Raw genomic sequence first — 25,757 nt, 5'->3', positions numbered from 1 at the left:
GTAAAGTGCGACGACTGCCGCGAAGGATCGCGGCAGATCTTTCAAGGAGAGCGATTCAACATGAGTTTTGCTATTGCACACCTTCCACAGTTCCCGGAGCACTCAGCCGATCAGGCAACCATCCAGCTATCGACCCTAAGTGAAGACTTGATCATCCGCGTGCCGGATCCGAACGATATTCCGCCGAACTGGGATGTCTACCCGATCCTCGGCACAAATTCGGAAGAGCCTGACTGGGAAGGCCTCGCAGAGCCTACCGGCGTCTGGGATGACGCCAGCGACGACATGGTGAAACTGACGAAAATCGAATTGCGAATCCCGAAAGCGGAACTGGAAAAGTACCTGAACGCAGAAGTGGAATTGCGCTACAAATTCGCGGATGAGTCGAGTCTGGAGCCATCTTCGGAGCCTCTGAGGCTGTATATCGAAGCTTGATCCTTCTTCACGCCTGATCGTTTACCGGTCAGGCGTTTTTTGGGCTAAACGTCTTCGTGCCGCTAATACCGCTCGTCGAAACTGTTATTTCTAACAGTAGCCTGTTCATTGCTGCCTCAGCCTAAATGGCTCAGGAGTTAACGAACCGGCTCCGTCAGCGAAGCGTTTCAGTTCGGCCTATCAAATCAAACGGTTCATTGTTAAAAGGATTTTGATCATGACCGCACAACAGCAGGTTTTGGCTCCACCGGTACTTAAAGAGGCCATCAATGGCGTTCTTTACGTTGGTCAATTAACAGGGCCAGTCGCCCATGGGAGCGTTGCGCCGTACCTAAATGCAACTGAAGGGGACAAAGTCGAATTTACGGTACAAACCTCTACCGGCAACTCCTGGGACCGCACCATCACGCTGACAACTATCGGAAGCCCTATCGATTTCGCCATCCCGAAAGCTACGTTTGCTGAAAAACTGAAGCCAGGTGCCACGGCCACGGCCACACTGAATTACACCATTACCAGAGCATCAGGTGATTCGGTTCCCTCCCTGGATCTGACTGTCCAAATCAAACCATAAGCAGTATTCAACCCTGCGCCTGCGCCTCTTCATGGGCCTGGCGCAGCCGCTCACGGCTATTCGTCAAATGCAAACGCATCGCCGCCCGCGCCGCATCGGAATCCTGCCGGGCAATCGCGTCATAAATTTCTTCGTGTTCACGGCTCAGGCGACTCATGTAGTGCTGCTGGTCGTCATGGGCCAGGCGCGCGGAATTGAGGCGTGTGCGCGGAATGATGCTGGTGCCCAGGTGGGTCATGATGTCGGTGAAGTAGCGGTTGCCGGTGGCCAGGGCGATTTGCAGGTGGAACTGGAAGTCCGAAGCCACGGCATCGCTGGCGTGGGAGACACTTTCATTCAACGCGTCCAGCGCCGCTCGCATCGCCGCCAACTGCTCGGGGCTTCGACGTTGTGCGGCAAGGCCGGCGGATTCCACTTCCAGGCTGATGCGCAGTTCCAGAATCGCCAATACGTCGCGCAGGGTCACCACGGTCGCCGGGTCGATGCGAAAACCGCTCGGGCTCGGGGTGTCGAGAACGAAGGTGCCGATGCCGTGACGGGTTTCCACTTGCCCTGCGGCCTGCAAACGGGAGATCGCTTCACGCACCACGGTGCGGCTGACGCCATGGGCATCCATGATCGCCGACTCGGTGGGCAACTTGTCGCCACGCTTGAGCTGACCGTCGCGGATCTGCTCGGACAGCACCGTCACCAGCTCCTGTGCGAGGCTGCGGCGCTTGCGAGGGAGGCGAGGTGCGTCGATCGGGTTTTCCATGGTGAACGTCTGTCTCGATAAAAACGGCTGAAACCGCATCATAGCGCATGCGGGTTGTACGATCACCGTCAGCGTACACCGCCCCCCCTGTGGGAGCGGGCTTGCTCGCGAAAACGGCCTGACCTCCAGCATTGAAGGTGGCTGACACTCCGCTTTCGCGAGCAAGCCCGCTCCCACAGGGTTTAGTGGTGTTCAGGCGGTCACGGTTTGATCCACCAAATGGCCGTTCTCGATGCGCACATGCCGTGGATGGAAACGCTTCAGGCTACTGCGATGGCCGACGCTGACAATGCTCAAGCCCGGCAACTCATCGATCAACGCCTGATACAGCGACGCTTCATCCTCTTCGTCCATCGCCGAAGTGGCCTCGTCCATGTACAGCCATTGCGGCGCATACAACAGCGCACGGGCGAAGGCCAGACGTTGCTGCTCACCCGGCGAGAGCATGCGCTGCCAGTGGTTGGCTTCATCCAGACGCGAAACCAGGTGCGGCAAGCGGCAGGTTTCCAGCACGTGAACATAACGCTCGTGCGGGTAAGTGTCGCCCGGTTGCGGATAACTCAACGCCTCACGCAGGCTGCCAATCGGCAGATAGGGCTTTTGCGGCAGGAACAGGTAACGCGCCGTCGGCAGACGAATGCTGCCGTGGCCGGTCGGCCAAAGGTGCCCCATCGCTCGCAGCAAGGTCGACTTGCCGCTGCCGGAACGACCGCTGAGCATGACGCGCTCGCCCTCCTCCACGGTCATGTCGGCGTTGGTCAGCAGGTGACGACCATCCGCCAGGTCGAGACCAAGGTTATGCACCCGTAGCGCCGAGCCCTGATTCTGCACGTCGATAGCCGGCGCGCGTTCTTCGTTGTCGGTCATGGCCTGACGGAAACTCAGCAGACGATCACAGGTGGCGCGCCACTCGGCGAGGTCCTGGTACGCACTGATAAACCAGCTGAAGTTCTCCTGCACATTGCCGAACGCGGAGTTGATTTGCATCAGCTCACCAAGTTCGATCTTGCCGGCGAAGTAACGCGGCGCAGCGACCATGAACGGAAAGATGATTGCAATCTGGGCATAGCCGGAGGTGAAGAAAGTCAGGCGCTTGGACACTTTCATGATGTCCCAGAAGTTGTGCCAGACCAGGCCGAAGCGACTGCTCAGACGACGGTTCTCATTCGGCTCGCCGTTGTACAGCGCAATACTCTCGGCATTCTCGCGGACCCGCACCATGGAGAAACGCAAGTCGGCTTCGAAACGTTGCTGGTTGTTGTTGAGGCCGATCAAGCGACGACCGATCACATGCGTCAGCCAGCTGCCGACGGCGGCGTAAACCAGCGCGCACCAGAACATGTAACCGGGGATCGTGAAGCCAAACACTTCGATGCTGCCCGACACGCCCCACAATATGATCGAAAACGACACCAGGCTGACGATGTTCCGTACCAGCCCAAGGCCAAGGCCCAAGGTGTTGGTGGTGAATTTATTGAGGTCTTCGGATATCCGCTGGTCCGGGTTATCGGTGTAACCGCCCTGCTCCAGCTGATAGTAATTCTTGCTGCCTAGCCAACGGGCGAAGTGCTTTTCGGTGAGCCAGGCTCGCCAGCGAATGGTCAACATCTGAGTCAGATAAAGCCGATACACCGCGCCGAGAATCGCCACGGCGGCGATGCCGCAGAAATACAGAATCAGCTGCCAGAAGGCTGCTTCGTCCTTCTTCTGCAGGGCGTTATAGAAATCCTTGTACCAACTGTTGATCCACACCGAAATCGCCACGCTGAACAACGACAGCGCGATCACCGCGATCAACAGCGTCCAGGCCTTGCCCTTCTCTTCGCTGCGCCAGTAAGGCGTGGTCATCGCCCACACTTTGCGAAAAAACTGCCCGCGCACAGCATCGTTGACCGCGGAATATTCAGCGTTCTGATTCATGGATAAGGCTCGATAAAGAAAAGAACACACAAGAACCGATCATAAATGATCGGCTCGTGTGATCGCGAGGGCTGGCGATAACCGTTCAGCGCTCGTTCAGCGACGGACCGGGCGCTTCTGCAGTTTGCGCTGCAGCGTGCGGCGGTGCATGCCCAGAGCACGGGCGGTGGCGGAGATGTTGCCTTCGTGCTCGGTCAGGACGCGCTGGATGTGTTCCCACTGGAGACGGTCCACGGACATCGGGTTTTCCGGCACCAGGCTGTCGAGGTCGGCATGCTCGGAGAGCAACGCGGCCAGCACGTCATCGGCGTCCGCCGGTTTGCACAGGTAATTGCAGGCGCCACGCTTGATCGCCTCGACGGCGGTGGCAATGCTCGAATAACCGGTGAGGATCACCACGCGCATGTCCGGGTCGAGTTCGAGCAGCTTGGGCAGTAACACCAGGCCCGAATCACCGTCCATTTTCAGGTCCAGCGCGGCGTAATCCGGGATATCGGCCTGGGCGATGGTCAGGCCTTCTTCGGCGGAACCGGCGGTGCTGACGCGAAAACCACGGCGGGCCATGGCGCGGGCCATCACGCGGGTGAAGGTTGCATCGTCGTCTACCAGCAGCAAATGCGGCAGTTCTTCGCCTTCAACTTGGATCTCGTCACTCATGTTCGTCTCCTCGGGCGACACGGGGCAGGCGCAGCTCGGTGAGCGTGCCGCCTTCCTCATGACTGTAGAGTTTCACTGAGCCGCCGGCGCGTGTCACGCTGGCCTTGCTCAAAAACAGGCCCAGGCCGAAACCTTTGCCCTTGGTGGTAAAAAATGGTTTGCCGATCTGCTCGGCAATGGCCAGTGGCACACCGGCGCCATGGTCGCGGATGCTGATGGTCAAGTCTTCGGCGGTCCAGTCCAGGGTCACCTGAAGGTTTTCCGGGCAGGCATCGGCGGCATTGTTCAGCAGGTTCAACAGCGCCTGAGTCAAATCCGGCGGCGGCGCCATGCGCGGCACCGTGCCCTGGCCCAGACGCTGGAAACGGTAACTGGCTTCAGGACGCATCAGGTGCCAGCGATTGAGCGCTTCGTCGAGCCAGTCGGTGACGTCCTGCATCTCCACCGCCATGCGACGGTTGGCCTCGGCGGCGCGCACCAGTTGCTGCAAGGTTTGCTTGCACAACTTGACCTGATCCTGCAAAACCTTCAAATCATCCTGCAACATCGGGTCGGGGTGATCCTGCTGCATCTCTTTGAGCAACACGCTCATGGTCGCCAGCGGCGTGCCCAGTTCATGGGCGGCACCGGCAGCCTGAGTCGCGACGGCCAGCAATTGCTGATCGCGCAGGCCTTCCTCGCGACGGATCGCACGCAGCTCTTCCTGCCGACGCAGCTCTTCAGCCATGCGTGCAGCAAAGAAGGTGATGACGGCGGCGGCCAAGGCAAAACTCAACCACATGCCGTAGATCTGCAGGTTTTCCCGGGCGATGGGGAAGGTCTCCAGCGGATAGAACCGCGCCAGCAACAAGGTGTACAGCGCCAGGGCGATGCCGGACAGAATCACCGAATAGCGCCACGGCAGCGTCACGGCGGCGATGGTCAGCGGCACCAGGTAATAAGAGACGAACGGGTTGGTCGAGCCACCGGAAAAATACAGCAAGGCACTGTGGATAAACAGGTCGCAGGCCAGTTGCAGGGCGTATTCAAGCTCGGTGACCGGCCACGAAGTGCGCAGGCGCACGGCGGTGAACACACACAACAGCGTCGAACAGCCCAGTGTCATCGCCAGCGGCACCCACGGCAACGGCAGCAGCTGGAGCCAGTAGGCCAGGCCCACGGAGCCGGCCTGGGCGGCGAGCACCAGAATCCGGATGAAAGTCAGCCGCCAGAGGTTCTGGCGAGTGGCGGAAGTCAGTTGTACGGGGGCGAGCATGAGCTCTCCTGATGAGCGCTCCAGGCGGATCGCACGGAGTATAACCAAGCCGCGGGCCTGAGAGGCGAAAGTGCGGCAAACGACCACAGTCTCTTTTGTGACGAATTACCCTGTGGCGAGGGGGCTTGCCCCCGTTGGACTGCGAAGCAGTCCCAAAACCTGCCACCGTGTTTTATCAGACAAACCGCGTCAGCCGATCTGCGACTGCTGCGCAGCCGAACGGGGGCAAGCCCCCTCGCCACAGCAAGCCCCCCTCACCACTGGGTCACTAGCACTCCATCTGTATAGAAGTTGTAACTGTGCGAACCGGACCATTGAAGCTAGAGTCTGATGGTTTCACGCAGGTTCGGACCCTAACCCCTGCGCATCGTCCAAGGAGCTTTTCATGCACACATTGCGCCGCAGCGCCGCCCTTCTTGCCTTAAGCGTTGGCACCGCCGCCAGCCTCCCGGCCCTGGCCGTCGACGAGTTGCATTACAACCAGATCTCCCTGCGCGCCGAAGTCAGCCAGGAAGTGGCCCGCGACCTGATGATCGTGACCCTCTACACCGAAGAACAAAACACCGATCCGGCCAAACTCGCCGCCGACGTCAGCACCACCATGAACAAGGCGCTGGCCCAGGCCAAGCAGGTCAAGGACATCACCTTGCGTCAGGGCAGCCGCAACAGCTACCCGATCTACGACACCAAGGGCCAGAAAATCACTGGCTGGCGTGAACGCGCCGAACTGCGCCTGGAAAGCTCGGACTTCGCCGCCCTGTCCAAACTCACCGGCGAATTGCTCACCGACCTGAAAATGGGCGGCATGGACTTCGCCATCGCGACGCCAACCCGCAAAGCCAGCGAAGACGCCCTACTCAAAGAAGCCGTGACCGCCTTCAAGTCCCGCGCCCAACTGGCCACCGACGCCCTGGGTGGCAAGAGCTACAAAATCGTCAACCTGAACCTCAACAGCAACGGTTATCCACAACCGTACATGCGCGGGCCGATGATGATGAAAGCCGCCAGCATGGATTCGGCACCGGTGACGCCAGAAGTTGAAGCCGGCACCAGCCAGGTCAGCATGACGGCGGATGGGGCGATTGAAGTGTTGATGCAATGATTCAATAACCCGGACATGAAAAAACGGCGATCACCGAAGTGATCGCCGTTTTTTATTGCCCACCCAAAACTGCGCCCAAGGAGCGGCCGAAGACTGCGACCCTGGCTTTCTAACTGGCACCGTGGTCATCGCGCGAAGGAAGCTCAAAAGATCGCAGCCTTCGGCAGCTCCTACAGCTACCTCGGCGGATCAACATTATCCAATGCATGGAATCTCAGGTCCGATCACTGAGTTATAGGAGAATAACTCTATATGTACATCAACATTTCTGAAGGAAACAACTTACACGCTTTTAGGAAGCATCTCTCACCAAATTAAAGCATGTCGCTCAGGCACTGTAAGATGGATCTGTTTTTGCCACACACCATTTCCCAGTCACTTTAACCGAGCTAACATTCAGTTATAGATAGCTCTTGTCACACACCAACAGCTTAATCGACCCACTATATGCAACTGAATTCCACCCCATTAAAATCGAGCTCATGCCTCACCTAAAAGCACGAGATAACAGCCTTGACAATTGGCCCCACTCGCCAACAATGGAACTTTATGAAAAACATTGTACTGATCGGCGGACATGACGAAACCTTCATGCACTTCGAAGGTTTAGGCTTTAACTTCATCGTGCTGCAACTTCCTGAGTCACAGGGTAAAAACCTCGCAGCACTTACCAACAAAATCCATCTCATCAATGATTTCTCCGAAATCACCATCATCGAAGAAATAGATAAAATACTAAAAGCACAATCTATCGATTACATTTTTTCATTCACGGAGGATGGGCTGCTTTCCGCCGCACGTGCCAGTCAACATTACGCCATCCCGGGCATCGATTACGAAACCTGCGAAATATGCATCTGCAAACCTTTGATGCGATCCAGGCTGGAACATACTGAATTCGCCGTTGCCAGCAAGATCTGTAAAACAAGAAAGGACGTCGAAGCGTTTTTCAACTGCTATCCAAATGGGATGGTCTTAAAAGACCCAACGGGCTCCGGTAGCGAAAACGTCTTCATCATCAAAGACTCCGCATCCCTGCTCGATACGCTGGAGAGACTCAATCATGAAAATTTCGTCATGCTGGCGGAAGAGTTTTTAAACGGACGGGAAGTCAGTGTCGAAACACTGACCATTGATTCACAACACCGAGTCCTCGCCATAACCAATAAACAACTATACAAAACATCGCTCGCAGAAGAGCAGCACATCATCTCGCCGGACAATCTCGACAGCGACACATTCAGCGAATTGAGTCGTTATTGCGAGCGCCTGCTGACCGCAATCAATCACACACATGGGCCTTGCCATATTGAAGTAACAATAGCAGATGGAAAATTTCATCTGATAGAAGTCAACAACCGCGTCGGCGGTGATTACATCGGCTTATTGGTTGAGCTCACAACAGGCGTTGATCTTTTTAGAGAAACACTGCGCTTTCATAGTCACGAAGCCGAATCGGACACTACCAACACTCTACTGACACACTACAAATTTGCTGGCTCTCATCTTTTTTATGAACCACTGAACCCGGACCTGATCAGGGATTACATGCAGGAAGTGGACATCATCAGACTAGTAATGGGCGAAGCCAATCCCCCGCTGGGAAGACCGCACATAAACGATGACAAAATCGGCCTAGTGGTCATTGCCAGCAATGATCGCAAGAAGTTTTATACCGCCATTAACCACCTGAACAGACTAAGTTCCGCAAGTTAATTGCCAACAATAGGAATAGACGATATGGAAGTTATCTCTAGAAGTGACATCGCCCCCCTCAACAGCGTGGTGGTGAATGGCGCCTTACACGACTTGGGTGTTGTAAAAATATTTTCCCAACATCCCGCGCTGGCCCAGTTCATTCCGTCCAAAAGCGAGGTGGCCCTTAGCTGGGTCAGACTCGAAAAGGACCAGGAATTGTCGGTTCATCAACACCCCGAGGCGAGCCTGATCCTGATTTGTGACGGCTCGGGGAAAACCCTTGGCGATACAGAACGAAATATCGAGGCGGGTGATATGGTGCTGGTCCCGCCCCACTCGCGGCATGGTTTCAAAGGCACCAACGATGGTTTCTGGGCACTATCTATTCAGTTCAACGGTAAGGCCCTGTACGAGGACACCCTTCAACCGAATGTCGTCTTCAAGGCTCAAGAAACAGTCAATGCCAAGCCCGCCGACGGGCTGTTAAAAGATAACGAGGGTTATCTGGAGAGCTTCAGGAACAGTCGGCTGCTTTCGCTGATCAATTCACCGTCGATCGATCAGCCCGAAGTACGTGAAAGGCTTCTCGATTGCCTGCAGACCTGGTCAGACATGTTTCAGAACCTGCTGCATATACGTGTGGCGATGACGCTTGATCCTGCACACAAGAAAATCGCGCTTGAACACCTAGTGGAAGAACTGGGACACAACAACAATCTGCGCAATCAGCGCCATGCCACTCACTCGCCCATAGGGGACGCGGCATTCCTGTCAACCATGGAATGGTTCAGGCATCAAATGCTCTACAAGAACGACATGGTCAAGACATTGCTGATGCACATCGTGCTGGAAGGCAGCGGCGAGATTTTCCATAGCGAGGCGGCCCGCGTGTTTACCAGCATGCCGCACTTCCAAGAGCACGGTGAAGATGATGGCAGCCACGTCAGTATGGGCATAGAACTGCTGAATCAGGCATCACCCAAGGAAATCGAAGAGCTGCGTGAAACCCTGAGCGAAGGCTGGAACATGATCACTCTGCTTTGCGACCGGTTTGCCGACATTGCCTGCGCTGACTACTCGCATCGTGCAATGGATACAACACCTCCAACCAAGCCGGCATACAACTGACTCCATGAAGATTGCAGAAATCCTGAACACAATTTTATGGTTTCAGATCCCTGAACCTGGACGCCATCGAGGCGCACGTTCCGTTCACGCGTCCCGCTGGCAGCGCTGGCGTGGCGCTGCGATACAGGATGCAGGGAAAGAAAACGGGAAGGACAGGCTTCACCTCAGGATTTTTGCAGCCCTCAGACAAGATATCGTGTTGGCGTTTGTGGCCATCGGTGTACATACCGCGGCGGCATTTGGCGCCGCCATTACCCTCAAATCGTTACTGGCGCAGCTCATACAAGACGACTCGGTGGTCATGTCGAACATCGCACTCGGGGCCACCTGCATGGCGCTGACCTACTGCGCCTGGCTGGCGCTCAACCACTCGTTTTTTTTGGCCGAACTGGCGGGTGTCGGCGGTCGCTCTTATGTGGAACAACGCCTTCTTCTCAAAAAGAACAGTTCGCTGGGTGGCTCGTCTCCACTCAGCCTCACCACGCTGTTTGACCGCGAAGCGGCACGTGTCGAATCTTCATGGTCGGGACTTATAACAATCTCGCTGGCACTCGCCACGGTCATCTTTACCTCAACATTCTTCTTCTTTGCCCTAGGCGTCAGTGCCTTGGCCGCGTTGGCGGTCATTGTCGTCAGTTCACTGGTCGTGTTCTGGGTGGCTCAACGACTGAGCATGACCTATGCACAACTATCACTGAACGCCACGCAACGCATTGAGATAGGTGTGTTCGCTACAAAAAACCGACGCCAGGCCTGGCTTAAGAACTGGAATGCCAAACTGATAAGCGACTACGCCGACAAACGAAACCCCGAAGCAGCGTCGCTGAAAAAAGCGGCCCGCCTGGTGGCGGCGATCAGTTTGATCTCGACGATGACGCCCATTGCGGCGCTGCTCAGTGCGGCACTGTTGCAGCTAGTCTATCTGGGTCACGTCGATGCACCTGGAGTGTTGGCGGCCATGGCATTGATTGGCGGTTTGAGATCCGTCGCCAATAACATTCCGGATATTGTGCAAAGCATCTCTCAAGGATTTGTCGGGCACAAAAACATCGAGTATTTCCTTCGTGCCAATCACGCTGATTCGTCCCACCTTGAACCGGTACAGCTACCGACCACCCAAGCTAAACATATTGCGATTATCGGGACCGCGAGCAGCGGCAAGACCTCGGTGCTACGAAACCGAGCGCAATGTCTTGACGACACTGACGGCCGAGCAATCTTCATTCCAGACGAGCCGTGGATGTTTGCAGGCGGGCTTCGCGAGAACCTGAGTCTTTACCGCAGAGACTTTTCAGACGACGAGGCCTGCCGCGCCTTTGCTCTGTCTCGCTTACCCGAGCACTTTTACGTTGATTACCTGAATGAGCTCACCCATGGCGCAGAGGGCAACTGGGACGTTTCCAGAGGCCAGGGAAAGCGTCTTGAGTTGGCCAGAGCCTTGGTCGCACAGCCGCAGTGGATCTTCATTGACCAACCCACTTCGGGTCTGGACGAAAGCCTCGCGGCGGGCCTGCTTGTTTCACTTCTGCAAGGCCCATGGCGCGATACCAACGTCATTTTTGTCACGGACAAACAGGAAGAGAAAGCGGCCGCGCAAGAAGTCTGGACAGTGGCGGGCGGCAACATTGCGCACGTGCAAACCAATCAACTTGCAGCGCATTCACACCCTGTTGGCACCCGCTCCGAGAACCTCGCCCCGGTTGATCCGGCAGACGAAGCAGAGCCTCTCTCTGTACCCGAGCGGTCAAAAACTGCAACGATACGCTCAAGGTCAATCACAAGAAGCCTGCTGGATTTCGGCCTGTGGAAAATCTCGTTGATAGCCTTCGCGCTATTCGCTCTTAAAGAAGTGTTTACCATTGCGGGCGATTACATTATTGCCAGCGGTTATCTCACGACACACTTGCAGCTGTCCTTGATCGGGCTGGTCAGTGTTTTAGTGGTGAGTGCGGTCCTGTCGATTTTCGGGGCGCTGATTACCGTCAGGAAAAGTATTGATGCAGCCTCAACCCAATGCATTCATTACTTCGCTAATTTGATGAATCCAGGCCTGGACCACACCCTGGCTCAAGAGGTTAATCGTGACAGTCAGAACAAGCTGACCTGGGATCAGCGTCGCGTCGATGAGGTTCTGCCGGTGTTGTTGCTGGAAACGGTTGGCGCCGTAACCTTGCTGTTGATAACAATCGGCTACGTCATGCTGAACAACCTCTATGTATTGCTGCCGTTCGTTGTTATCGGGCTTTGCTACTGGTATGGCGCAAGAAACTCCGGCGAGTTACTCCGGCGATTCAATACCGGGGAAATCGACGCCACGTCCACCTTGTTTGCACGTGTTCAGGCACTGAATTGGTCAGGTGGTCGATTTGATAATGCACACGACAATTCGATGATTCTGGATTGGCTGTCACCCAGCGTGACTACTCGGGCATTCGCCTCGCTGGACAATGCAGCAACGCGTCGCTGGTATAGCTACAAGCTGGATTTGATGGGCGTTTTTTTCCTGTCATGCATCGTTGCGTCAACGATTTACTTCAATGCAACGGGCACGGTCAGCATGGCGAACGTTTTGGCGATCAGTCTCTCCTACAGCCTGATTGCGATTTTTGCACGACTCGGCAGATGTCTTGTTGAACTCCGGCAAGTCCTGGACAGTGCTGATCGCCTGGTGGTTGCCAGCTTTCAGCCTCGACCTTCGCCGGTGCAGACAAAGGTCGGTTCGAATGCCCCGTTGGTGTCCTTTTCCGACGTCACGTTCATTAACCCGAACAGCGGCTCAACGGTGCTCGAACACTTCGACCAATCGTTCCATGAGAATGAAGTCGTTGTGATCATGGGTGCCAGTGGCGTCGGCAAATCCACGTTTGCCAACCTGGTAGTGGGCAGTTTGTTCCCAAGCCAAGGGCAGATATCCACGCTAGGCGGCACCGATGGGTACCTGGCACGCCAGCATGCGGAAGAAGTCCAGCTACTGACCTCCAACCCCGTGTTTAAACCGGGTTCGCTGGCGCAGCACTTTAACAACCCATCACTGGAAGAACTCAATCAACGCGCGGCCTATCTCGGGCTCTCGGATATTGTCGAGCAATTGCAGGATGGCTTTAACCAACACGTCCCCTGGAATGGTGAAATAAACCTGAGCAAGTCAGAACTACAACGACTGGCATTGCTTGATCTGACCCTCAATACCCCGGCGATTGTCATCCTCGATGAAGCGACTTCAGAGTTGAACAGAGCGGATGAAGTTCAGTTGATTCAAAAGCTCATTTCTGCGCTTCCCAATACGTTGTTTTTCATCATTACTCACAATCCCGAACTTTCCGCACTCGGCAACAGAAACTTCAATTTCAATCACGAAAAACGGCTGGTTGAAAAAACGGCATAAAAAGCCCCGAATAAATCCTTACGAGTGGCTATACAAGGATCGTAAACATGGAATTGCAGGCGCAACGAGATGCGTTTTGTATCAGCTATGGTGTCTCCCGCCCACAACTACCCCTGTGTGGAATAGCCCATTGGGAAGCAACACTCAAAGGAACGGTGGTTCAGCATAGCGCCCTGCATGAGGAACAGGCTTATGTAGCCCCGGGCTTTTTTTATTTACCCGTTTCCGAACGCCCCGATCCGCACTACCTGAACACGCTTGCACAAGAGGCACACACAGCCGACTGGCTGTTAGTGCCCTCCATGGAGAAGTCGACAGATTCGATACGGCAGCAATACGAACAAGAAATCATCCCTGTGCCCTTCATGCAAGTCGCCTACCTCCAGGTTGAGGGAACCCTGGATGAGTGCTTGCTCACTTCGATGGGTAGGAAACACTACAAAGAAATGATGCGCCTGACGCGCCGGGCCGAGGACCTCTGTCATACGCAGGTATACCGTCTTGGTGAATTGCCCGAGAACAGCGAGGTGTTGGTGGCGTTCTCACTTCTTCAATCCTTCAATGTGGATAAATACCAGCACGTCAAAAACCTCTATTCGCTCGAGGCAATGCAGGCACTGGCACGGTCGACGGAAGGTTCAAAGTACTACATCAAAATGAACTACGACAAAACGACCCATGCACCGGTCTATGGCTCGCTCAGTTACGCCGATGAACAACGCGGGGTTTTCTCGCAACTGGTTCAGGGTCAAGACCGAAGCCAGGTTCCGGCGGGGCTGAACCTGTACGTCAGCGATTATTACCAACTGTACAAAGTGGCAGAATCACTGGGCTTCAAGAACAACTGCCTAGGGCGGGGAGCAATCGATATAAAGATACGGATGGGCGCCAACCGGGTGGTGGACCTGGAGAGCTGGCTGATTCCGATCCGAACGAAAAACCCGCATCAAATGCATGAGTTTTCAAGTACGAGAGACAGCTAACAAGGAGTTTAAAATGTCTTTTTTCGATATCAACAAACAGCTTTACAGTGTTCATAGGATAGAGAACGGCATCTCTATCATGGATTACCCAACGTCGAACTTTGACTTGGCAGGGACACTTCAAAAGACCTTGGCCAGTCGCTACAACCTCAAAACCGACTTTGCACTGAACAAAATACATGAATGCCTGAGCCAGGAAGAAATCAGCAATCATCTGGAAGACTCCGGCCATTGGCATGACCCTCTGCAAACACTCGGGGCGCCGATGATCGAGGCGTATTACAAGTTTGTTCATTGGCTCAGCGACCATCTGGATTTTGATTTCGTATTCGAACACAACCCATTGGTCCGCTATCACATCCCCGCCAAACTGGATGATCGATACAGGTTGCCGGATGGCGAACTTTTCACCCATCACTCGGACACACTGCTGGGCGATTATTTTCAACAGATCAACATGTGGCTGCCATTTTGTGACGTGAAAAATACCGGCACGCTCAGCGTTTGCTCCAGAACTGCAAGCATCAATACTCTTAAAGCCTTTGCGCAAGAGCAGGGTTATACCTATGACGAATACAAAGAAAGTCGGGTCGCCTTTTTTGACTATGCAAAGCAACGTCCCCAACTGATGGCCGATCTGCGCACCGACGCCATGCCGACCAACCTTCGTTACGGTCAATGCTTGATGTTTGACCCCCGGATTCTGCACGGGACCGCAGAGAACATGGAAAACATGACGCGAGTCAGTATGGACTTCAGGATCGTCCCCGTGGACGACTACGAATCCATCATCAAGGAACTCGAACGTCAAGGTGGACGCCCCAATAGCTATGAAGGTGAAGGGTTGATCAAAGGCGAGTTCTACAACGCACTGACCGCGCGAGAAATCATAAAGAATTAACGTCTCACTTCGCTGTAAACATCATAAGAACATCAATCAGGAAATAGATTATGACCACGGCTCTCGCCTGGCTGGACGGCGTATACCTCCAGCTTGATCAGATTAACTTGTCGCCCGTCACACACTCGCTGTCCTATGCCTCCTCAGTCTACGAAGGCATGCGCAGTTATGGCGGCAAGGTTTTCAAGTGCGAGGAGCACTTACAACGGTTACAACAGTCAGCCCGCTTGTTCAAACATGCCCTGCATTACACCAACGCAACGCTGACTGAGGCGTGCAATGAACTACTCAAGCGCAACGAGCTGCAAGACGCGTACATTAAAATCATCGTGTTTTATGACGAAGCCGACGTCAGTTTCATGGGTCGAGGTTGCCGCAGCAAAGTGGCGATATTCGTCCTGCCATTTGCTCCGAAGGCAGCGACCACACCTTACAGGCTCACGACCGCCAGTTGGAGACGCGCGCCCGCCGATTGCCATCCGTATCAAGCCAAAACCTCGTCCACCTATGCGATCAGTTTTTTGAGCTTCCATGATAAAGATGAGGCATTTGACGACGTGCTGTTTCTCTCGACCAACGATACGGTCTGCGAGTCCAGTGGTTCCAATATCTTTTTTGTGAAGGGCAGCCAACTCATTACACCGACGACCGAAATGGCACTGGCGGGCATCACTCGCCGCGTCATCATCGATGAACTGTGCCCGGTGCTGGATCTGCAAGTGATGCAGAGGGACATTTCGAGTTCGGAATTGGGCCATTTTGATGGTGCCTTCTTATGTGGCACAGCAATGGAAATCACTGAAGTCAGCTGCATTGACGGTGTGCATTATGAAAGGAACCAGTGGGTCGAGTTGTTGGCAAACCAATACAGAAAGAGCGTGATACACACACTGCCCTAATCTTCGGGGGAGGCTCCCCCGAAGATTTAGCGGGTTTTAGCGCCGCAGAACAGAGGAACGAACGGTACCCGCCTACGCTTGCGGATCGACGTTATCCAACGCCCGATTCACCGCCAATTCCGCCAGCATGATGATCTGTTGAATCGCCAACACGGTGTTGCGCTGCGGGCCGATCAGGTTCGTGGCGAAATCACTGGCCAGGACACTGGCCGAGGCCAATGACTCGCAGGCTTGTGCCAGGAGACTTTCGGTGTCCATGTCAGGGGCAACCAAGTACATCGTGCTGGGGCGACGAGGTTTTGCGGCGTAAGGTTTGGGCGGATCGAGGTAGTAGTCGAGCGCACGTTTTATCGCTTCGCGGTCTTTGAGTAGCGCTTCGCTACGCAAAGCTTCGGCGTTGGGTGTGGTGGTGTTGAAGGGTGGGTCGGGGATCAACTTATCCATAAAAACTCCTACTTATTGAGTGGGAGCCATCCACTTGTCGTTTCCACACGACAAAGAGGTGGCAGCTGTACGCGGGGTGGAAAACCGGTAAGTAGGCACCCGGCCAGACCGAAGTCTGCCCACGCACAGCCGCCATAACGCAGTTTGCAGACGAAAGAAGACATCGGCAACGATTACGGTGGTGATGCAATGCAACTACTTAAGGTTCAGGTTTCCACACCTGCTCGCTGGTTTTGCAGCGACAGCCAAAGACTAGAGAGCCCGCTTCCGACGGACAACCTGAAAGATGCGTGGGAAAGGTCTGCGTTCTGACACATCGATTAAACATTCAAAAGCGGAACGCGGAGCGTCCCTGGCGGCGTTCCCACGCGGGAGCGTAGGAAAGATCATTCAGGTACAGACGAAAGAGATGGGTCGGCTATCAGGCCGCCTTCGCGGGCAAGCCCTCTCCCACAGTGGAGCGGCGTACACCCGCCAAACTACAGGCCGAGCGTTAGCTCGCCTGCCGCTTTTGATCTTGATTCACCCGCCCCTTCGGGAGGCTGAGTGGAGGTGTTCATCTGGGGATTGGCGCGCAGCGCCGTTCGACGCAGTCGAACCCATCGCATGTAGGTTGAAGCGAAGCCAACCGTAGGGCGATGCCCCCAGATGGATACCGGAACGAAGGAACGCCGAGCCTCAGCGAGGGGCCGGACGCTTGGGGCGAGCGTTTTTTGCTTCCTTTTTTAGGCGCTTGTAAAAAAGGGAGTCGCCGTAAGGGCGAAACCATAAGTAGCCGTTACCGCAGAAACGGATATGTACCCGACCAACAAGAGCATGGTCGGCCCGAAGGCCGCCAAGATCCCGAACAATCCGGGGTATGCCACAACAGAGGGGTCCCCCTCAAAAAACGATATTTCCACCCTCGCCGCCAACAACGCTACCCTCAGGAAAATATCGCCGCAAAGCCCTCGGGGACTCCATGGAAAGAACCACCGTCAAACCACTCCTGCTCGCATTCGCCCTCGCCACAACCGCATCACTCGCACAAACCGCCCAAGCCGCCACCACCCTGGTCTACTGCTCCGAAGCCAGCCCCGCCGGATTCGACCCCAGCCAATACACCAGCGGCACCGACTTCGATGCCTCGGCCGAAACCGTCTTCAACCGCCTCACCCAATTCAAACGCGGCGGCACCGAAGTCGAGCCCGGCCTGGCAACAAAATGGGACGTGTCCGAGGACGGCCTCGCCTACACCTTCCACCTGCGCGACGGCGTGAAGTTCCACACCACCGACTACTTCACCCCCACCCGCGACTTCAACGCCGACGACGTGCTGTTCACCTTCCAGCGCCTGCTCGACCCGGACAACGCCTTCCGCAAGGCCTACCCCGCCGAGTCGCCGTACTTCACCGACATGGGCCTGAACACCACGATCAAAAGCATCGACAAGATCGACGACCACACCGTGCGCTTCAGCCTGAACAACGTCGACGCCGCGTTCGTGCAAAACCTCGCCATGAGCTTCGCCTCGGTGCAGTCCGCCGAATACGCCGCCCAACTGCTGAAAGAAGGCAAAGCCGCCGACCTCAACCAGAAACCGGTCGGCACCGGCCCGTTCGTGTTCAAGCGCTACCAAAAGGACTCGCAAATCCGCTACGCCGCCAACAAGGCCTACTGGAAACCCGAGGACGTGAAACTCGACAACCTGATTTTCTCGATCACCCCGGACGCCGCCGTGCGTTTGCAGAAGCTCAAGGCCGGCGAGTGCCAGGTCAGCGGCTACCCGCGCCCGGCGGACATTGAAGTGATGGAAAAAGACCCGAACCTGACTGTGCTCAAGCAGGCTGGCTTCAACCTCGGCTTTCTCGCCTACAACGTGACCCACCCACCACTGGACCAGCTCAAGGTGCGTCAGGCGCTGGACATGGCCATCGACAAGCCGGCGATCATCAAGGCTGTCTACCAGAGTGCCGGGCAACTGGCGCAGAACGCCCTGCCACCGGCGCAATGGTCGTATGACCCGACCATCAAGGACGCGCCCCACGACCCGACCAAAGCGAAAGCGCTACTGAAAGAAGCGGGGGTTGCACCCGGCACCACAATCAATCTGTGGGCCATGACCGTACAGCGCGCCTCCAACCCCAATGCGCGGATGTCGGCACAGATGATCCAGCAGGATTGGGAGAAAGTCGGGATCAAGGCCAACATCGTCAGCTATGAATGGGGCGAATACATCAAGCGCGCCAAGAATGGCGAACATGACGCGATGATCTACGGCTGGACCGGCGACAACGGTGACCCGGACAACTGGCTCGGCGTGCTCTACAGCTGCGCTGCGGTGAAAGGTAGCAACTACGCCAAATGGTGCGACCCGGCCTACGACAAACTGGTGCAGCAAGCCAAGGTGTCCACGGACAAACAGCAGCGGGTCAAACTGTACCAACAGGCGCAGCAAATCCTTAAGCAACAAGTACCTATCACACCGATTGCCAACTCGACGGTGTTTCAGCCACTGCGCAAGGAAGTCACCGACTTCAAGATCAGCCCGTTCGGCCTCACACCGTTCTATGGCGTGGGTATAAATAAGTAACACCAGGCTCCAACCGGGTGCGTCACACGCCCCGGTTGCTCCTTCTCGGTGCACGTTTTGCACCGTAAAAAACCTGCGCAAACGGTCAAATGCGTCAGCTTTTACACATATGCGACATTAAGGTACGTTCGTGCCACTCTTTAGGACTTGTGGCCATTCAGGATCTTGCATTGGGTACGGCCCCTGCATAAGTATCCGCAGGTCGACTCACGAGGTCGTCCTCTAATTCCAAAAATGACAACAAATCATGAGGCCACCATGCTTAAACACGCGGTCATTCCGTTTTTAGTCGGCGCAAGCCTGTTAGCCAGCGCACCTTTCGCCCAAGCGGCGTCTAACCTGGTGTTCTGCTCCGAAGGAAGCCCGGCCGGTTTCGACCCAGGTCAGTACACCACCGGAACCGACTTCGACGCCTCTGCAGAAACCATGTTCAACCGCCTGACCCAGTTCGAGCGCGGCGGCACCGCCGTGATTCCTGGCCTGGCGACCAAGTGGGACATCTCCGATGACGGCCTGACTTACACCTTCCACCTGCGTGAAGGCGTCAAGTTCCACACCACCCCGTATTTCAAGCCGACTCGTGAGTTCAACGCCGACGACGTGCTGTTCACCTTCAATCGCATGATTAACAAGGACGACCCGTTCCGTAAGGCGTACCCGACCGAATTCCCGTACTTCACCGACATGGGGATGGATACCAACATCACCAAGATCGATAAAGTCGACGACCACACCGTCAAGTTCACCCTCAAAGATGTAGACGCCGCGTTCATCCAGAACATGGCCATGAGCTTCGCCTCGATCCAGTCCGCCGAGTACGCCGCCCAGCTGCTCAAGGAAGGCAAGACCGCCGACATCAACCAGAAGCCGATCGGCACCGGCCCGTTCGTGTTCAAGAGCTACCAGAAAGACTCCAACATCCGCTACACCGGGAACAAGGATTACTGGAAGCCTGATGACGTGAAGATCGACAACCTGATCTTCGCCATCACCACCGACCCGTCGGTACGTATCCAGAAGCTGAAGAAGAACGAGTGCCAGATCACCCTGTTCCCGCGTCCAGCCGACCTGAAGGCGCTCAAAGAAGATAAAGCTTTGAAGATGCCTGAGCAGGCCGGTTTCAACCTGGGCTATATCGCCTACAACGTGATGGACAAGGTCAAGGGCAGCAACGAGCCGAACCCGCTGGCCGATCTGCGCGTTCGTCAGGCGCTGGACATGGCCGTCAACAAGCCGCAGATCATCGACTCGGTTTATCAGGGCGCAGGCCAACTGGCCGTCAACGCCATGCCGCCGACTCAATGGTCCTACGACACCACCATCAAGGATGCCAAGTACGATCCTGAGAAAGCCAAGCAGTTGCTCAAGGAAGCCGGCGTCAAGGAAGGCACCGAAATCGTTCTGTGGGCGATGCCGGTACAGCGTCCGTACAACCCGAACGCCAAGCTGATGGCTGAAATGCTGCAGTCCGACTGGAAGAAGATCGGCCTGAACGTCAAGATCACCAGCTATGAATGGGGCGAGTACATCAAACGCTCCAAAGGCGGCGAGAACCAGGCGATGATCATCGGTTGGAGCGGCGACAATGGTGACCCGGACAACTGGCTCAACGTGCTGTTCGGCTGCGACTCGCTGAGTGGCAACAACTTCTCCAAATGGTGCGACAAGAAATTCGACGGCCTCGTCAAGGAAGCCAAACGCACCACCGATCAGGCCAAGCGCACCGAACTGTACAAACAGGCGCAACACGTCCTCAAAGATGCTGTTCCAATGACACCTATCGCTCACTCGACGGTGTTCCAACCCATGCGCGCCAACGTGCAGGACTTCAAGATCAGCCCATTTGGCTTGAACTCCTTCTACGGCGTCAGCGTCAGCAAATAAGAAAAAGCAGCGGCGACGTTTTCAGCGTTACCGCTGCTTTTTTCTGCCGAGAAGATAGGAATTTGCCTACGTCCAAATCCACTGCCTGACGCAGCCAGGGGTTAGGACGCGTTGCCTTTTCCTACGAGTCTTTAGGACTCAGCGCATTTACTGCCAGACCCACGGCACCTACCGTCGGGTTCTGACCAGTGACTGCGTGGGCTATCGGTTTGCTGCCCGTATTGGTTTGAGCTCAATGCAGCCACAACGTCCCCGGACGGGATCGCGGCGCATTGAATAACACTAAAAAAGAGGGAGCGTCATGCGCCATACCTTGGTTTTATCCGCATTGCTGGGCACCGGCCTGTTGGCCGCCACTTCCATCAGCCAGGCCGCCAATGGCAGCCTGGTGTTCTGCTCCGAAGGCAGCCCCGCCGGCTTCGATACCGCGCAGTACACCACTGCGACCGATAACGACGCCGCCGAGCCGCTGTACAACCGATTGGCAGAGTTTGAAAAAGGCGCCACCAACGTCGTGCCAGGCCTGGCAACCCGCTGGGATATTTCCGAGGACGGACTCAAATACACGTTTCATCTGCGCGAAGGGGTGAAGTTTCATACGACCAAATACTTCACGCCGACCCGCGATTTCAACGCCGATGACGTGCTGTTCACATTCAATCGCATGCTCGATCCACAGCACCCCTTCCGTAAGGCTTACCCGACCGAGTTCCCGTATTTCAACGGGATGAGCCTGAACAAGAACATCGCCAAGGTCGAAAAGACCGGGCCACTGACCGTGGTGATGACGCTCAATAGCGTCGACGCCGCGTTCATCCAGAACATCGCCATGAGCTTCGCCGCCATTCTGTCCGCCGAGTACGCCGACAAATTGCTGGCCGAAGGCAAACCGAGCGAGATCAACCAGAAGCCGATCGGCACCGGACCGTTCGTGTTCAAGAGCTACCAGAAAGATTCCAACATCCGTTACAGCGGCAACAAGCAGTATTGGGACCCAAGCCGGGTCAAACTCGACAACCTGATTTTCGCCATCAACACCGACGCTTCGGTGCGCGTGCAGAAGCTCAAGGCCAACGAATGCCAGATCACCCTGCACCCGCGCCCCGCCGACGTGACCGCACTGAAAAATGACCCGAAACTGAAGCTGATCGAGAACCCCGGCTTCAACCTCGGTTACATCGCCTATAACGTTCGGCACAAGCCTTTCGACCAGCTCGAAGTGCGCCAGGCGCTGGATATGGCGGTGAACAAGCAAGGCATTCTCAACGCCGTCTACCAAGGCGCCGGTCAACTGGCGGTCAACGCCATGCCCCCGACCCAGTGGTCCTACGACGACACCGTCAAAGACGCCGCCTACAACCCGGAAAAAGCCAAGGAACTGCTCAAGGCTGCCGGTGTGAAGGAAGGCACCGAAATCACCCTCTGGGCCATGCCGGTCCAGCGTCCGTACAACCCCAACGCCAAACTGATGGCCGAAATGCTCCAGGCGGACTGGGCGAAGATCGGCCTCAAGGTCAAGATCGTCAGCTACGAATGGGGCGAGTACATCAAGCGCACCAAGAACGGCGAGCACGACATCAGCCTGATCGGCTGGACCGGTGACAACGGCGACCCGGACAACTGGCTCGGCACGCTGTACAGCTGCGACGCCATTGGCGGCAACAACTACTCCATGTGGTGCGATCCGGCTTACGACAAGCTGATCAAGCAGGCCAAGGTCGTCACCGACCGCGACCAGCGCACCGTGCTCTACAAACAGGCGCAGCAGTACCTCAAGCAGCAGGTACCGATCACGCCGGTCGCCCACTCGACGGTCAACCAGCCGTTGAGCGCCAAAGTCGAAGGGTTCAAGGTCAGCCCCTTCGGTCGCAACGTGTTCTCGGGCGTCAGTATCGACCAATAACCAATTAGCCAAAAACGCTGGGGGGCGGATTCCGCCCTCATGCAAGCGTATTGCCGTAATTCGTCAAATCGGCCTGCAGCAAACGTTTGCGATGCCTGAATGAGTTCTAAACCAAATAGCCGGATCACCAAAAAAGACCGGCATTAAAAAAGAAAGAAAGGAGCCTCACCCATGAAACTGAGCAGCACCGCGTTATTGGCCTTGGCCATCAGCAGCGTGACCGCCACGGCTTACGCTGAATCCCAGAGCCAGGCTTTCACCCCGGTTACCGTGAAAGAGAAAAGTGCCCAAAGCGAAGCCACTGGCTTTGTCGAAGGCCAATCGATCACCGGTTCCACGCGTAACTGGTACGCCAACGAGCAGTTGAAACGCGGCGGCAAGTTCGCCTACAAGAAGGACGGTGTGTCGACCCCGACTGATCGTCGCATCAACTGGGTTCAGGGCACTATCGTCAAGTACAACTCCGGTTTCACTGAGGGTACTGTCGGCTTCAGCACCGAAGTTGCGGCTTACAACGCCATTGCCCTGGATCGTGATCGCAAAGACCTGGCCTCCAACAACGGCGGCGCACCGACCACGCGTCCTGGCGCGGGCAACAACCGTACGCTGACCAAGGAAGGCGGCGACGCCGTCGGCCAGTGGAGCAAACTGGGCCTGGCCAACGTCAAGGCCCGCATCTCCAACACCACGCTGACCGCCGGTCGTCAGAACTTCAGCAGCCCGATGGTCGATGTCATCGGTAACCGTGCCCTGCCTTCGAGCTTCGAAGGTGTGAGCCTGCACAGTGAAGAGCTGGAAAACCTGACCTTCGACCTCGGCACTTTCGACCGCAACTCTCCGCGTACCGAACAGAGCCAGCGCAAGTTCCGTTCCGAATACGGCGACACCCATGCCGAAGCCGATCACGTCCACACTGCCGGTATCACCTACCAGCCATTCGCCAGCCTGACCACCAGCCTCTGGGGCACCCAGGCCGAAGACCTGTGGAATCAATACTACTTCGGCGCTACCCACGTATTGGGTGACAGCCAGGTCCTGAGCCTGACCACCGGCCTGAACTACTACAAAACCGTGGACGAAGGTAAAGCCAAGCTCGGCGAAATCGACAACGACACCTACTCCTTGTCGTTCGGCCTGACCCACCAGGCCCACAGCCTGACCTTCTCGTACCAGGAAGTGAACGGTAACGAATACTTCGACTACCTGCACGAAACCAACGGCATCTACCTGGCCAACTCCCTGCTGTCGGACTTCAACGGCCCGAACGAGAAGTCCTTCCAGATCGCCTACGGCCTGAACATGGCCGAATACGGCGTGCCCGGCCTGAAGTTCAACATCTACCAGGCTCGCGGCTGGGGTATCGACGGTACTCACTACAACAGCACCGGCTATACCGACGTGAAGGCGATGGACGGCGAGCACCACTACGAATACGGCATCGGCGCTTCGTACGCGGTACAGAGCGGCCCACTCAAGGCCACCGCCATCCGCGCGACCTACACCGCGCACCGTGCCAGCGAAAACCAGGCCGATGGCAGCCTCAACGAGTTCCGTCTCGTGACCACCATCCCGTTCAACATTCTGTAAAACGCACGCCGGCGGCTGACTCATGACGAGTCGGCCGTCCGGTTTTTTCCTGTTCAACCGATTGCAGAGGGTTCTTGATGAAAATGCTTCCCCTACGAGCGGCCATCGCTGCCGCATTGCTGAGTGTCGCTGTTGGCGTCTCGGCCAAACCCTTGGTGGTCTGTACCGAAGCCAGCCCGGAAGGCTTCGATATGGTCCAGTACACGACTGCAGTCACAGCCGACGCAGTGGCCGAAACCATCTTCAATCGCCTGGCGGACTTCAAGCCCGGCACCACTGAAGTGATTCCGGCGCTGGCCGAATCCTGGGACATCAGCGAAGACGGCCTGACCTACACGTTCCACCTGCGCAAAGGCGTCAAGTTTCACACCACCGAATACTTCAAGCCGACCCGCGACATGAACGCCGACGACGTGGTCTGGAGCTTCCAGCGTCAGCTGGACCCGAATCACCCATGGCACAAGCTGTCGAGCGTGGGCTTCCCGTACTTTGAGAGCATGGGCTTCAAGGAACTGCTCAAAAGCGTAGAGAAAGTCGACGACAACACGGTCAAGTTCACCCTGACTCGCCGCGAAGCGCCGTTCCTGGCCGACATCGCCATGGCCTTCTCCTCGATCTACTCCGCCGAGTACGCCGATCAACTGCTCAAGGCCAACAAGACCGGCGACCTGAACAACAAACCGGTCGGCACCGGCCCATTCATCTTCCAGCGTTACGCCAAGGACGCTCAGGTCCGCTTCAAGGCCAACCCGGACTACTTCCGTGGCAAGCCACCGGCTGACGCGCTGGTCCTGGCGATCGCCACCGACAACAACGTGCGCCTGCAAAAACTCAAGGCCAACGAGTGCCAGATCGCGCTGTATCCGAAACCGGATGACATCCCGAGCATCAAGAAAGACACCAACCTGAAGGTTGATGAGCTGAACGCGATGACCGTCTCCTATGTCGCCATGAACACCTCTCGCAAGTACATGAGCGACGTGCGGGTGCGCAAAGCCATCGACATCGCGTTCGACAAAGAGGCTTATGTCAACGCGCTGTTCGGCAAAGGCAATGCGACGGTGGCGGTCAACCCGTACCCGGACACCCTGCTGGGCTACAACCACAAACTGACCAACCCGCCTCACGACCTCGACAAGGCTCGCGCCCTGCTCAAGGAAGCCGGTGTACCGGATGGCACCGTGTTCACCCTGTTCACCCGTAACGGCGGCGGCCCGACCAACCCTAATCCGATGCTCGGCGCGCAGATGATGCAGGCCGATCTGGCCAAAGTCGGGATCAAGGTCGATATTCGTGTCATGGAATGGGGCGAAATGCTCAAGCGCGCGAAAAACGGCGAGCACGATATGGTGTCCGCCGGTTGGGCGGGCGATAACGGCGACCCGGATAACTTCCTGACGCCTATGCTCAGTTGCGAGGCCGCCAAGAACGGCGAAAACTACGCTCGCTGGTGCAATGAAAAGTTCCAGACGCTGATCGACGAAGCACGGGCTAAAGTGAACCCGGCCGAACGCACGGCACTCTACGAACAGGCCCAGGCCATTTTCAATCAGGACCAGCCGTGGATCAGCATGGCGCACACCCGTATGTTCACTGCGATGCGCAACAACGTAGAGGGTTATCACATTAGCCCCCTCACCACTAATAACTTCGCCACCACCCAGGTGAAGTAGATA

General features: G+C 56.2%; 19 protein-coding genes. 14 read left to right on the top strand and 5 right to left on the bottom strand.

Going from position 1 to position 25,757, the window contains the following annotated elements:
- The first annotated feature begins 60 nt into the window (after nt 1-60).
- Nucleotides 61-435 carry a hypothetical protein gene (locus PSH64_RS04320; RefSeq protein WP_305480071.1) on the top strand — a complete coding sequence of 125 codons (375 nt, stop codon included), beginning with the start codon at nt 61-63 and terminating at the stop codon, nt 433-435.
- A gap of 217 nt (nt 436-652) precedes the next feature.
- Nucleotides 653-1,009: a hypothetical protein gene (locus PSH64_RS04315; RefSeq protein WP_305480070.1), complete on the top strand. Its 357-nt coding sequence runs from the start codon at nt 653-655 to the stop codon at nt 1,007-1,009.
- A 7-nt stretch (nt 1,010-1,016) separates the two neighbouring features.
- On the opposite strand, the gene PSH64_RS04310 is transcribed toward PSH64_RS04315, so the two are convergent.
- The 4 genes from PSH64_RS04310 to PSH64_RS04295 form a co-directional block, all read right to left on the bottom strand.
- A complete protein-coding gene (locus tag PSH64_RS04310) occupies nt 1,017-1,763 on the bottom strand; it encodes a FadR/GntR family transcriptional regulator (protein ID WP_305480069.1) in 747 nt (248 codons plus the stop codon).
- Between the two features lie 192 nt (nt 1,764-1,955).
- Entirely contained in the window at nt 1,956-3,683 is a 1,728-nt protein-coding gene (locus tag PSH64_RS04305) for an ABC transporter ATP-binding protein/permease (protein WP_305480068.1), read from the bottom strand.
- Between the two features lie 96 nt (nt 3,684-3,779).
- The gene (locus tag PSH64_RS04300; RefSeq protein WP_007939714.1) at nt 3,780-4,340 is read right to left on the bottom strand and encodes a response regulator transcription factor; all 561 of its coding nucleotides are present in this window, start codon (nt 4,338-4,340) and stop codon (nt 3,780-3,782) included.
- A complete protein-coding gene (locus PSH64_RS04295) occupies nt 4,333-5,595 on the bottom strand; it encodes an ATP-binding protein (RefSeq protein WP_105340054.1) in 1,263 nt (420 codons plus the stop codon). Before PSH64_RS04295 ends, PSH64_RS04300 begins: the two co-directional genes overlap by 8 nt.
- A gap of 385 nt (nt 5,596-5,980) precedes the next feature.
- On the opposite strand from PSH64_RS04295, the gene PSH64_RS04290 reads away from it, so the two are divergent.
- The 7 genes from PSH64_RS04290 (at nt 5,981) to PSH64_RS04260 (ending at nt 15,691) form a co-directional block, all read left to right on the top strand.
- Nucleotides 5,981-6,697, top strand: coding sequence for an SIMPL domain-containing protein (locus tag PSH64_RS04290; RefSeq protein ID WP_105340053.1), 717 nt, complete (start codon nt 5,981-5,983; stop codon nt 6,695-6,697).
- Between the two features lie 549 nt (nt 6,698-7,246).
- A complete protein-coding gene (locus tag PSH64_RS04285) occupies nt 7,247-8,413 on the top strand; it encodes an acetyl-CoA carboxylase biotin carboxylase subunit family protein (protein WP_305480067.1) in 1,167 nt (388 codons plus the stop codon).
- 24 nt (nt 8,414-8,437) lie between these two features.
- Complete coding sequence (locus PSH64_RS04280) at nt 8,438-9,523, top strand: AraC family ligand binding domain-containing protein (RefSeq protein ID WP_105340051.1); 1,086 nt, start codon at nt 8,438-8,440, stop codon at nt 9,521-9,523.
- A 4-nt stretch (nt 9,524-9,527) separates the two neighbouring features.
- Nucleotides 9,528-12,908 carry an ATP-binding cassette domain-containing protein gene (locus PSH64_RS04275; RefSeq protein ID WP_305480066.1) on the top strand — a complete coding sequence of 1,127 codons (3,381 nt, stop codon included), beginning with the start codon at nt 9,528-9,530 and terminating at the stop codon, nt 12,906-12,908.
- Between the two features lie 47 nt (nt 12,909-12,955).
- Nucleotides 12,956-13,891 carry a hypothetical protein gene (locus PSH64_RS04270; RefSeq protein WP_305480065.1) on the top strand — a complete coding sequence of 312 codons (936 nt, stop codon included), beginning with the start codon at nt 12,956-12,958 and terminating at the stop codon, nt 13,889-13,891.
- 13 nt (nt 13,892-13,904) lie between these two features.
- Complete coding sequence (locus PSH64_RS04265) at nt 13,905-14,792, top strand: phytanoyl-CoA dioxygenase family protein (RefSeq protein WP_305480064.1); 888 nt, start codon at nt 13,905-13,907, stop codon at nt 14,790-14,792.
- 50 nt (nt 14,793-14,842) lie between these two features.
- On the top strand, nt 14,843-15,691 hold the full coding sequence (locus tag PSH64_RS04260; protein ID WP_305480063.1) for an aminotransferase class IV: 849 nt from the start codon (nt 14,843-14,845) through the stop codon (nt 15,689-15,691).
- Between the two features lie 72 nt (nt 15,692-15,763).
- Here the strand turns inward: PSH64_RS04260 and PSH64_RS04255 are convergent, their stop codons facing one another.
- On the bottom strand, nt 15,764-16,135 hold the full coding sequence (locus PSH64_RS04255) for a DUF6124 family protein (protein ID WP_305480062.1): 372 nt from the start codon (nt 16,133-16,135) through the stop codon (nt 15,764-15,766).
- Nucleotides 16,136-17,096: 961 nt separating this feature from the next.
- Between PSH64_RS04255 and PSH64_RS04250 the strand changes: the two genes are divergently transcribed.
- The 5 genes from PSH64_RS04250 (at nt 17,097) to PSH64_RS04230 (ending at nt 25,754) form a co-directional block, all read left to right on the top strand.
- The gene (locus PSH64_RS04250) at nt 17,097-18,707 is read left to right on the top strand and encodes an ABC transporter substrate-binding protein (RefSeq protein WP_305480060.1); all 1,611 of its coding nucleotides are present in this window, start codon (nt 17,097-17,099) and stop codon (nt 18,705-18,707) included.
- Nucleotides 18,708-18,965: 258 nt separating this feature from the next.
- The gene (locus tag PSH64_RS04245; protein ID WP_305480059.1) at nt 18,966-20,591 is read left to right on the top strand and encodes an ABC transporter substrate-binding protein; all 1,626 of its coding nucleotides are present in this window, start codon (nt 18,966-18,968) and stop codon (nt 20,589-20,591) included.
- Nucleotides 20,592-20,892: 301 nt separating this feature from the next.
- Complete coding sequence (locus PSH64_RS04240) at nt 20,893-22,494, top strand: ABC transporter substrate-binding protein (RefSeq protein ID WP_305480058.1); 1,602 nt, start codon at nt 20,893-20,895, stop codon at nt 22,492-22,494.
- Nucleotides 22,495-22,665: 171 nt separating this feature from the next.
- On the top strand, nt 22,666-24,081 hold the full coding sequence (locus PSH64_RS04235) for an OprD family porin (RefSeq protein WP_105340044.1): 1,416 nt from the start codon (nt 22,666-22,668) through the stop codon (nt 24,079-24,081).
- A gap of 77 nt (nt 24,082-24,158) precedes the next feature.
- Nucleotides 24,159-25,754, top strand: coding sequence for an ABC transporter substrate-binding protein (locus PSH64_RS04230; protein WP_105340043.1), 1,596 nt, complete (start codon nt 24,159-24,161; stop codon nt 25,752-25,754).
- Nucleotides 25,755-25,757 lie beyond the last annotated feature (3 nt).

It is taken from the genome of Pseudomonas sp. FP1742, from assembly GCF_030687145.1.
GTDB classification, from domain to species: Bacteria; Pseudomonadota; Gammaproteobacteria; order Pseudomonadales; family Pseudomonadaceae; genus Aquipseudomonas; species Aquipseudomonas frederiksbergensis_D.
Note: the sequence above shows the minus strand (reverse complement) of the source record. Positions and strands in the feature narration are given on the sequence as shown.